The 11,207-nt window shown below is 43.2% G+C and carries 9 protein-coding genes; 2 read left to right on the top strand and 7 right to left on the bottom strand.

The window, feature by feature from the left end:
• Positions 1 to 63: 63 nt before the first annotated feature.
• The 4 genes from HXT46_RS01545 to hpt form a co-directional block, all read right to left on the bottom strand.
• A complete protein-coding gene (locus HXT46_RS01545) occupies positions 64 to 573 on the bottom strand; it encodes a DUF3180 domain-containing protein (RefSeq protein WP_004112239.1) in 510 nt (169 codons plus the stop codon).
• Positions 573 to 1,634, bottom strand: a complete 1,062-nt coding sequence (locus tag HXT46_RS01540; RefSeq protein ID WP_004112237.1) for a dihydroneopterin aldolase — start codon at positions 1,632 to 1,634, stop codon at positions 573 to 575. Before HXT46_RS01540 ends, HXT46_RS01545 begins: the two co-directional genes overlap by 1 nt.
• Before the next feature lie 97 nt (positions 1,635 to 1,731).
• Positions 1,732 to 3,999 (bottom strand): ATP-dependent zinc metalloprotease FtsH, encoded by a 2,268-nt coding sequence (ftsH, locus tag HXT46_RS01535; RefSeq protein WP_410309700.1) that lies wholly within the window; start codon positions 3,997 to 3,999, stop codon positions 1,732 to 1,734.
• Between the two features lie 193 nt (positions 4,000 to 4,192).
• Entirely contained in the window at positions 4,193 to 4,747 is a 555-nt protein-coding gene (gene hpt, locus HXT46_RS01530; RefSeq protein ID WP_004112234.1) for a hypoxanthine phosphoribosyltransferase, read from the bottom strand.
• Between the two features lie 69 nt (positions 4,748 to 4,816).
• Between hpt and tilS the strand changes: the two genes are divergently transcribed.
• Positions 4,817 to 5,908: a tRNA lysidine(34) synthetase TilS gene (tilS, locus tag HXT46_RS01525; RefSeq protein ID WP_014554746.1), complete on the top strand. Its 1,092-nt coding sequence runs from the start codon at positions 4,817 to 4,819 to the stop codon at positions 5,906 to 5,908.
• A gap of 188 nt (positions 5,909 to 6,096) precedes the next feature.
• Here tilS and HXT46_RS01520 read toward each other — a convergent pair whose 3' ends face one another.
• The 3 genes from HXT46_RS01520 to HXT46_RS01510 form a co-directional block, all read right to left on the bottom strand.
• Entirely contained in the window at positions 6,097 to 7,881 is a 1,785-nt protein-coding gene (locus tag HXT46_RS01520; RefSeq protein WP_174190546.1) for a D-alanyl-D-alanine carboxypeptidase/D-alanyl-D-alanine-endopeptidase, read from the bottom strand.
• A gap of 146 nt (positions 7,882 to 8,027) precedes the next feature.
• Positions 8,028 to 9,680, bottom strand: a complete 1,653-nt coding sequence (locus tag HXT46_RS01515; protein ID WP_032834431.1) for a hypothetical protein — start codon at positions 9,678 to 9,680, stop codon at positions 8,028 to 8,030.
• A gap of 15 nt (positions 9,681 to 9,695) precedes the next feature.
• Positions 9,696 to 10,574, bottom strand: a complete 879-nt coding sequence (locus HXT46_RS01510; RefSeq protein ID WP_174190545.1) for an ABC transporter ATP-binding protein — start codon at positions 10,572 to 10,574, stop codon at positions 9,696 to 9,698.
• Between the two features lie 97 nt (positions 10,575 to 10,671).
• Between HXT46_RS01510 and HXT46_RS01505 the strand changes: the two genes are divergently transcribed.
• On the top strand, positions 10,672 to 10,860 hold the full coding sequence (locus HXT46_RS01505) for a hypothetical protein (protein WP_032837316.1): 189 nt from the start codon (positions 10,672 to 10,674) through the stop codon (positions 10,858 to 10,860).
• Positions 10,861 to 11,207 lie beyond the last annotated feature (347 nt).

Below are 11,207 nucleotides of genomic sequence, written 5' to 3'. Positions count from 1 at the left end.
TGTGTTTATGTTTTGTATTTCGGTTTTATACTTATATTTTTAAATTTTATATTTTAAATAATTTTAAATCGCAGCAGCTGACTGTGCCCTGTCGGAAGTACCACTTGATGCATCCGCACCATCTTCTGGAGGAAGCTGGCACATCCACTCACCCACAATACCAATAATCATGTCTACAAGACATACTATTCCAGCTATAATGCATTCACGAATAATGTTGGAATAGAGCGGAATATTTGCATGCGGCCAACACATGAATAGTTGCCCAGCATACCAGCCAGTTAGAATCGCTCCAGCCATTCCAAGCGCTTTTGCAAGCATAAGAGCTGCAACAGCAAGCTGCATATTTAAATGCTTATGCTCCTCTGGCTTTGCAGTAACATACTGATGCGTCTGCCAAGTAAGAATAAAGGTAACTATTCCACCAATTGTCATAAACGCAAGAACAACCCACGGCGCACCAGAAAGCGATATTGCGCTTGATTCCGTAATAGACACCAGGAATGCGCCGAATACAAATCCAAATAGCACCCCGAGTACAAAGTACCACCAAGGCGTGCGGTAAGCTTTCATCAACACTCTCCCATAATCCAACGTTCTGAATAAATACCGACTCGCGCTGCATCTGGTGCAAACGCAAGTTTGTACGCAAGTGGTTCTCCGTCAATTGAAGCATCTGGCTCAATTTGCATCCATGGCTCCAATTGTGCAGCATTTAGCTGTGAACCAAGCCTATCTGAATCCATAGTCTTTGTGTTTGAACTATCAGATCCGTATTGCCTCGTGCCTAAAATTCTCAATCGCAAATTTTGTTCTTGAGAAATTTGCATTTCTTTGATCTTAAGCGCTAAATCATCTTCTACCATTGTACTAGATACCACTATTATTGCAGAATATTCTTCGCCTTTATCAGAGCTTACCTGATATAACGCCGAAACGCCGTCTAATTGAGTTGAAATAGGTTCTTTCGATTGCTCCAAACTCGTGATTACATCTAGCATGGCGAATTTTGTTGACTCTGATTTTTCTCCCTGCATTGACACTACTGCAGTTGTGATAATTGGATTATAGCCAGATTGGCTATAGACAGAATCTAAAGAAGAATTAGAATCGCTGGTTGCTTGCGACTTATCTTTAGACTCATCTTTCGAAGTCTCATCTTGTAATTTTTCCCTCTGCTCAGCCGCAAAAAGCGACGCGTCCGTAGGATTCGCCAATCCAAAAATCTGCGATGTTTCCACATCGTCTGCAACCCTACGAATCGTAATAGACACGCCATCTGCATTAGGTAAATCATAAGAAGCATCGTTAAAATCAGCTTTAAACTGCGCATTAACAGTAATCTCTGCCTGTTTAACAAGCCAAGATTTCATAGCTGAATCCAGTAGCCTTCCAGCCGTAAGCTCCAAACAAATCGAAGAATTCTTAGCAATATCATCATCTTGAACACACGAGTCCAAAACGCGGCTAAGTCTTTTAGAAATCTGGGCAATATCAACCGTTTGGGTAGAGTCGCCAGCAACCGCTGCCCTCAAATCTAAACTCAAAACAGCATCAACACTAAGGCGAGTATATAAGCCAATAAAAGCATCAGTATCACTAGGTTTAATACCACTTAACTTAATTGTGTCCATAATCGCCTCCCAAAAATATTATACGCGCGATGCTTTGCATAATCGCTAAACACCGCGCGTAAAATTGTTAAATTAAATTATTATTTAAATTAAATTATTATTTTAGACTTTTATCTTCATCTGTAGAATCAGCTGGCGACTTATCCTCAGCATTATCCTCAGTATTATCCTTAGAAGAATCACCCTCAGAGGCATCATCCTTAATAACACCAATATTTCGCTTCAAGCTTTCTGGAATCTCTACAGGAGGAAGAGGCGAATCTGGACGATCCGAATTAGAAAGCCACAAATCGCGCTCTGGAGCCTTACGAATCTTAGAGAAGATTTGCTCAAGCTCTTTCTCGTTAAGCGTTTCCTTAACAAGAAGCTGACGAACCAACTCATCCAAAACATCACGATTATTATTAATAATCTCCCACGCCTCAGTGTGAGCCGTTTCAATCAACTTGTGAACTTCTTCATCAATCACTTCGGCAGTTTTATTAGAGAACTTACGCGATTGCAAAGAATCCAAAGAACCAGAAGAATCCTGATCAGCGTCCATCCACTTTACGGCACCAAGCTTAGAGGAGAAACCATATTCAACAACCATCTTACGAGCGATTGCTGTAGCTTTTTCAATATCGTTAGAAGCGCCAGTAGTTGGATCGTGGAACACAACCTCTTCCGCAGTACGGCCGCCCATAGCATACGCCATTTGATCAAGCAACTGATTTCGAGACTGAGAATAGCGGTCGCTAGTTGGCATAACAGCCGTGTATCCAAGAGCGCGTCCACGAGGCAAAATCGTAACCTTAGTAACAGGATCCGTGTGATGCAAGGCAGCAGCAACGAGCGCGTGACCACCTTCGTGATAAGCCGTGTTGCGCAACTCATCCAAAGCCATGCCCTTAGACTTCTTTCTAGGGCCAGCTTGAACGCGATCAATCGCCTCGTCAATAGCGCGATTGTCAATAAGCTGAGCGCCAGAACGAGCGCAAAGCAAAGCCGCTTCATTAAGCACATTAGCCAAATCCGCGCCCGTAAAACCAGGAGTTCGAACAGCAACCATATGAAGATCAACGTCTGGCACAAAAGGCTTGCCTTTAGCGTGAACCTTAAGAATCGCCTCGCGACCTTCCAAATCTGGGGCTTCCACAGCAACCTGACGATCAAATCGTCCTGGTCGCAAAAGCGCAGAATCAAGCACATCTGGGCGGTTCGTAGCAGCGATAATAATCAAGTTAGTGTCGTTATCGAAGCCGTCCATCTCCACAAGCAGCTGATTAAGCGTTTGCTCGCGCTCATCGTGGCCGCCTGTCATACCGCTACCGCGGCGTCGTCCAACTGCATCAATCTCATCAATAAAGATGATTGCTGGAGCGTTCTTCTTAGCCTCATCGAATAGCTCGCGCACGCGAGAAGCACCAAGACCAACAAACATCTCAACAAAGTCCGAACCAGCCATAGCATAGAACGGCACACCAGCTTCGCCTGCAATAGCACGCGCAAGAAGAGTCTTACCTGTTCCTGGAGGGCCATAAAGCAGCACACCGCGCGGAATACGCGCGCCCAAAGCCTTGTAGCGAGAAGGATCCTTAAGGAATTCCTTAATTTCCTCAACTTCTTCTACAGCAGACTGTTCACCTGCAACATCCGCAAACTTAGTCTTAGGTGTTTGACCTTCCAAAAGCTTTCCGCGTCCACGGCCGCCACCCATTCCAAGCATTCCGCCGCCAGCGCTTGCCATTCTGCCAAACATGAACCAAACAAGCCCAAGCAGAATCAAAATCGGCAGCATAGATGTGATCAGATAAGAAATTATGCTAGAAGACTGCATGCTAACAGTCCAACCATTAACTGGCTTAGCTTTTTCAATATCCTGAACAACAGTCTTACTCTGAGCAATCGTATAGTAGAATTGCACGTCTTTTCCATAATCGTGCTTCTGCTTATCGCGCTTATCGAGCTTAACATACTTCTTGTCAAGCGTAAGCTTTACAAGCTGTTTGTTGTCAATAACCTCCACATAATTTGCACTACGCTTATGAAGCAACTCCAAGCCATCTTGCGTATCAATTGTCTGTGTACCGTTATGCACAAACATCTGGAATCCTGCTACAGACAATATCACAAGAAGAACAATCCAAGTCCAAGGAGATTTAAAGAACTTACGACGAGAATCAGGATTATTATCATTCTGCGAATCATTACCATTCTGATTCTTATTGCCGTTCTTGTTTTTATTGTTCTTATTATTCCCACTATTCCTATCTGGATTTTTTCCAAAATTAGGCGGAAGGAACGGATTATTACCGTTACCTCCCAAAGGACTTTTCATAGGTCCACCCATAGGTCCGCGAGGCGACATTGGAGAAGCGCCCATATAATCAGGCTCCTTTCAGGATCCTTCTGAAGGCTCCTTACATAGAAATATATGCTTAAAACTAGGATTAAATCCTACTATTTGGTTTCTATTATCCAGTACTTAATTATTCAAGATTACCTAAAATTAATCAAGATTTTTTAAGACTAACCAAAGTTTCTTAAGATTACTACTCAAAATCAATAAAGAATACTTAAGATTCATACACAGATGGCTTAAGAACCGCGATAGAATCAAGATTCCTATACTTTTCGTCGTAATCCATTCCAAAACCAACTACAAAAGCATCTGGAATCTCGAATCCAACGTAAGTAATATCAACTTCAACTTCGCGACGAGCAGGTTTAGTTAGAAGCGCAAACACCTTCACACTCGCAGCGCCTCTGCTCTTAAGCTCTTTAACGAGCCAATCCAAAGTCTTGCCAGAATCAACAATATCTTCAACAATAAGCACGTTTCGTCCGCGAACATCAGTAGTCAAGTCCTCACGAACCGTAATCTGACCACTGCTTTTAGTGCCACTGCCATAACTGGAAAGACTCATAAAGTCCATCGGCGCGTTAAGACTAAGCTCCTGCGAGAAAACAGCAAGCGTGTTAACAGCACCCTTAAGCGCTGCAACAAGCAAAATATCGCGGTTCTCGTAGTCTTTACTAACTTGAGCCGCAACCTCACGAATACGCTTCATAAGTTCTTCGTGACTGATCAATTCGTAATCAATATCATCTCTTATATCAGCAATCTGCATGCTAACTATGATTGCATAAACGAATGACGGACGTGTTACAACTTACGCATTATGATTTAGACTATAAGCATGGTTTACTCACCTAGTTGGCGTAAAGGAATTGGCGAAGTAAAACGCTGCTTCGATAATCTTGGGCTAGAAGTGCAAGGTCCACAATTCTTGCAGCACGGGCAACATTTGGCTTTACCAAACGCACCAATCGTGCTGGTAGCATGCTCTGGAGGACGCGATTCGCTAGCATTAACAGCACTGGCAGTCAAAGTGTGCGCAAGCAGAGGTATTCGATGTGCAGCGATTATAGTGAACCACAACATGCAAGAAGGATCCGCAAAAGTTGCACAAAACGCTGCTAATACTGTTGCAAGTTTAGGAGTAGACAAATCACTTATATTCGTTGAGTCCGTGCAAGTTAAAGATGGCGAAAAAGGAGAAGAATCTGCAGCAAGAGACGCTAGATACGCTGCTATTATTGACGCGGCTAAGGATTTGGGTGCATCCGCAGTTCTTTTAGCGCACACGGCTGACGATCAAGCAGAAACAGTGATTATAGGTTTACGAGACTCTGCAGGTCTTGAGGCTGTAGCTGGAATGAAAAATATTACGGTTCGAAGTGGAATACGTTTTGCTAGACCGCTAATTAACCTTAGAAGGCTTGAAACAACCAATATTTGCAAAGATTTGGGAATTGAGTGGTGGGATGATCCAACAAACGGCGATTTAACACAAAGCGATGTTGAACTACCAAAGTCATACCCTCTTCGCTCAAGAATAAGACATACTCTAATGCCTTATATTTCACGGTTTTTTGCTACAGACATGACTTTACTACTTGCCAAAGGTGCCAAATTTGCACAAGACGATTTAGATTACATTAATTCTCAGGTTGACGTAATAGAAAAAGAGACGATTTTAAAGCAAAATTATGATTCTTGCGCACACGAAGTAAAAATAGCAATATCACCTTTAACAAAACAACACACTTCGATAAGACGCAGAATAATCGCCCGCGCTCTAACCGCCGCTGGAATACGTTTTTCGTCAAATCATATAGAATCAATCGACGAACTAATTACAAACTGGCACGGTCAAAAACCTGTAGCGCTTCCTAGCGGATATGCGGCAAGCAGAAAATCACAGACTATAACTATTTGCGAACGCTAGCGATTTCCCGATTTTGTTGCTGATTTTTCCATTTTGAACAACATTCTCGGTAAGTCGCTCGCGCGTTACAGCGCGCGAACGACTTCGCTTGCGTTGAAAGCACACCGTGCTTTCAACCTTAAGCAAGCTCAGCGCGCCAAATTGCCTTCGCGCGCTACGCTTTAAGCGCTCCGGCAGGTTGGCGCGCACTAAAGATTAGTCAGCTCGGCCATCATCTTATTAATGCCAACATAAGTGTAGTTAACATCTCCAGGAGGATTAACAACAACCGCAAAGGTTAGCGCGCCTCCCGACTTTCTAGAAACATTGCCAACCATAGATGACACATCACCCAGAAAACCAGTTTTAACACGCAGTAAGCCAGCTGCCGAAGGATCTGACAAACGATGGCGTGCCGAAGTGCACCATACACCAGGTAAAGCTAAGCCTTCTGCTGCAGCAGCACCTTTACCGATTTTAAGATTCTGAGCCTGAACTTGCACAAGAGTCACAGCGCGAACAGCGGACTCAGGTGAAAGCCCAGAACAATCAGACATGTGCAATCCGTTTACATCAACGCCTAAATCGCGCAAAACATCGCGTACAGCGTCTGTGGCACCTTCTGGAGAATTACTTTTACGCATAGCGAGCGCAGTAAGACGACCAAATTCTTCCGCAATAGAATTGTCCGAATGCCTTAGCATATATGCCATAATTTCGTTAAGTGGAGCAGAAGAAACGCGGGCTATTTGCTTAAAATCAGAGGAAATCATCGGTTTTCTAGAGCTAACATATATGGATGATAATCCATCAATCTTGGAAGTTTTGCCAATTTTTGCAGAATCAGTGCTCCAAGTTCTCACGTCAATACCAAATTTTTTGAGTAGATTCGCAAAAATTAATCCCGTACTTACAGCTGGATGCCGATCTAAAAGTGGATAATCATCTGGGTCATCAGCATCATTGCCAGCAGCCACCCATGCTGCAAGATTACGATCTCTGCCTTCATCAACAGCTAAAGACGATGTTGGCGCATAAAAACGTCCTTCTTCATCATTTTCATGAATCAAATCAGGATAGCGTTTCTCTCCAAACAAGGAATCATCAACAGCAAGCTCAACAACTTTTACACCTTGTTTTTTAAGCGAATTCACAGTATTGCTAGCAAGGGTTTCAAGACCAGCTCTACCATTTACATGATTTGGATCATTGGTTGCAGCACCCATCAGCATATCGCCGCCGCCATGAAGAACGAGCCTAGCAAAACCATTTTTCACTCCAGATACAGCAGAATCAGCATTTCTAGAGCTTCCAACATAGTTTGCGTAAACTGTTGTAGAAAGAGTCGATCCCATGTCTAGAACATGCGAGGCAGCTAGAGCCGTAAGCGTTTTCATAGTAGACGCCGGCTGCAAAGCAAGATTTTCATTTTTAGCAGCTATAATCTTTCCGTTTGCATCAGCAATAACAGCTGAAGCATTAGGACCAAGACCTGGATATTCAAAAAATTCCTTCAAAATCTTTTCCGCAGATGACTTGTCAACAGGCTTATTCTTATCCACCTGCTTAATCAAGCTAGCATATTTAGCTAATCTCTTAGGTTTGGGGCTAGTTAACTTTTGAAAAATCTTATGATCACGCGCAGCAATTTCAAACTGATTAATAAAACGATTTTGCAAAATATCTTGGCAATCAAACAGAATATAGCCACCCATTAAAGAAATTACGCCAATTACCGATATTAAGCAGACTAGAAAACGGTTTTTTAGCCTAGAGCCATTGGCGTGGTTTTCTACACTAAGTTCGGTTGCTGGCGATTCATCCAATGTTTCGGCTTGCTTTTTTTGCGATACTGTTGGCGAGGGTACTTTTTGCGATATTGTTTGCAAACTGGACTTAAAACCAGCTTTTTCCCTAGCCTCTTTCGACGTGAAAGCATCTTCTGGAATCTCGACTATGTTATCTAGATTCTTAAGGTCTTCATCGTCTTGCATGCGCACGCCGCCTATGTGTATGTACTTAAGTTGTATGTGTATGTACTTAAGTTAATTGCAATTCTTTACAACTATACAAACTATACACTTGCATATGCCGAGAGTAAGTTTGTGCGCATAATTTTTAAAGGCGTGCGCAGTAATACTCAAGCAGTAATCGATGCGAATCTGCGCAAGTTTTCTACAATGCGAATTATGCGCTTATCCATCACTTTACCGCCCAAAATAACGCCAACAACCAGAACGATTGCACCGTTTATTACAAACAGTATGCTTGCAATCCACAAAAGATTCATGTTAATAGCCACAAACACAATAGCCAAAGCAATAGACGGAATCATGCATACGAAAGATAGCAGCATAAAACCTATTGGAGCAAAAGATCTAGCGCCAGCAGAGCCTTGCGGCCTAGAAAATGGCTTTTCGATTGATGATACAGGGTACATTGCAATGCACGAAGAGATTAAGCCGATTCCTATGGTAGCAAAAGCTATTCCGATTGGTGAAAGAGTTTGGAACAGAATTGCATTTACACTTTGATGAACATTTAATACGAAGAAAAGAAAAACGTAAACTCCTACTCCAAGAATCGCAAAATACACAGCGCAAATGGCGGACCAAACTATTGCGTGCGCTAAGCGATCGTGCAAGCCTTTTACACCAATAATCGCGTGCATAGTAAAAGCTGTGCCATCGTATGCAATATTGTTTCCAACAACCATGCCCATAAGCGAAGCAGCATAGATAAGCCAGCAAGAAACACCTAAGTCCTGTGCCATAGAAGCAAATCCTTTAGTTTTGAAAGTAGCTCCTCCTGCAACTATCAGCATAAAAAGCGGCGTAAGAAGCAAAAACAGTTGACGCATGTCTCTTCTCATAACGCTAATAATTCGCGCAATAATCGCACCAACTGTGTTGTCTGGAACTGCTGCAAATAAGCCGATTCCTTTAGTTTTAACAACTGTTTTTTGCTCGCCGCGAAGTAGCTTCGGCTCTAATTTTGCGCAAAATACAGAGATTGCAAAGCAAGCAGCAATCGTTAGTACGCAAATAAAGAAGCGAATAACAAGCGCAAGCCAATTGCCATTAATGGCGTCAAGAGGCAAAGCCATAGCCGCACTTAACGGCGTAAAAGCAGACGCAGCGCAGAAACTTGAGCCGAGCACAATTCCGCTTGGATTTTTGTTACCAATATTCACAGTGGCAACAAAAATCATGTACGCTATAAAAATGGCAAAGTAGAAAATGTTTCTTGAATGCTTGTTTATTAAAATAGTATCCAAAAGTTCAATAAGCATTTTGCTTAAAGACACGATTGTTGCAACGTAAAGCGGAGCTGCAATTACGCTGACTAAAACCGGCACAATTCCAAAGCTTCTGTACGCTAAAGACCACAAAGCAAGCGCGATTGTGCAGCTTATTGAAAATGCTCCAAAAAGAGAGCCAAGAAGCATGCCAGCTTGCTGCTTTACGTAAGGAATGCCATAAAGCGCAAAACTGCGCGATTTTAGTGTTGTGTCGCTGCCTAACATAAACAGGTTTATAAACAGCGTAAAAATCGACACAATCGATATAACCATTATTGGAGCAAGTTGGAATTCCTGCCAATTTTTAGCGTCTGCAAGCATTCCTGGATCAATGTACTTGCCAGTTTGCCAGCCGGCAAAACCAAGAGCGCATATAATCGCAAGCCCAAAAACAATGACTATACCAAAGCCAATTTTTTGCCACATTGACTTTCGCATAACAGAAAAAGTAAGCGCCCAGCGAAGGCGAACCATTGTGAAAATCATAGACATTACGGCTCTCCTTTTTTAAGCGTTGAGATCGGTGGAAGATGCAGGAGCATTATCAGATTTACCGCCATTAAGCCAGTCGATGCGTGCAGCAGCGTGACGTCCGCCAACAAGCTCCATAAAGCGATCTTCAAGATCTTTGCCCTGAGCCACCTCTTCAAGAGTGCCAGAAGCTGCAACATGACCTTCGTTAATGATTGCCACGTGCGAGCACATTTTTTCAACCAATTCCATAACGTGCGAAGAAATAATAACCGTACCGCCAGTAGAAACATACTCGGCGAGAATATCCTTCAAATTTGCGCTAGAAACAGGATCCACTGCCTCAAAAGGCTCATCGAGCACAAGCACGCGCGGGCTGTGAATCATAGCTGTTGCAAGGCAAATCTTCTTAGTCATACCAGTTGAATAGTCAGAAACAATAGTATTTGCAGCTTCTGTTAAATCGAAAGCAGAAAGCAAGTCGTTTGCACGCTTTACGGATTCCGCGCGACTCATATCGCGAAGCATGCCAGCGTAAGTTAAAAGCTGAAGACCAGTAATCGTCTTAAAAATCTCATCGGCTTGAGGCATTAAACCGATTGAGCGCTTAGCACTATTTACGTCGCTCCAAACGTCGTTGCCAAAAATCGAAGCCGAGCCAGCATCTGGCATAAGCAAGCCCGTAAGCATTTTAATCGTAGTGGTTTTGCCAGCACCGTTCGGACCTACCAATCCGTAGAAAGAGCCTGCTGGAATGTCTAAAGAAAGATTATCTACAGCAACTTTTTTTCCAAAAGTCTTAACAAATCCGCGAATAGAAACCGCTGGAACTTCTTCATTAGTAGCGTCGTAAGCGTTTGCGCCAAAAACTGGAACACTGCCAGACGCATTTGCAGAAGGAACAGAATCTACCATAAAAACCTCGCAATACACAGATAAACGCACGTATTGCGCCACATTATTGCGCAATCGCACGTTTACATCAAGGCTTCTATTATCTCATATATTGCGTATGAACGCACTACGAGATTGCATAAATTACACCGAGCTAGGTAGAGATTCGAGATTTTTCGCAGCGGATGAAGCGTATCGCTCGCGCGGATTAGCCGCGCTCACGCCTTCGCTTGCGTTGAAAGCACACTGTGCTTTCAACTTTGAGCAAGCTCAGCGAATCGAAGTGCATTCGCGCGCTACGCTTTAAGCGCTCATGCAAGTCGATCCGCAGTCCTCCGATGGTGATTCGCTGAAGCAGCAAGAAAAATCGAGAATCTCAGTGATTAAGCAATACGCAATTGTTCAAGTACGTAGGAGGGCTGGGTGATTCTTGGTCGAACAATATAAGAGCGGCAGCCGATACCAAATAATCCAAATGATCAACCACTACAAACAAACTTCAACCAAAAAACAAAATCAAAACCAAATCGGAACAACCGCAACAACAAACTACACGTAAGAGGCGAAGCGTTGTGAGACAAGAAACACCCAGCCCTCCTACACACCAAACAGGAAGTAGCGCAACACCAAACAGAGAATTTCGCGCGCTCGCTC

It is taken from the genome of Gardnerella sp. DNF01204, from assembly GCF_049244145.1.
In the GTDB taxonomy this organism is placed as follows: Bacteria; Actinomycetota; Actinomycetes; order Actinomycetales; family Bifidobacteriaceae; genus Bifidobacterium; species Bifidobacterium vaginale.
This window is presented reverse-complemented; position numbering and strand designations above follow the sequence as displayed.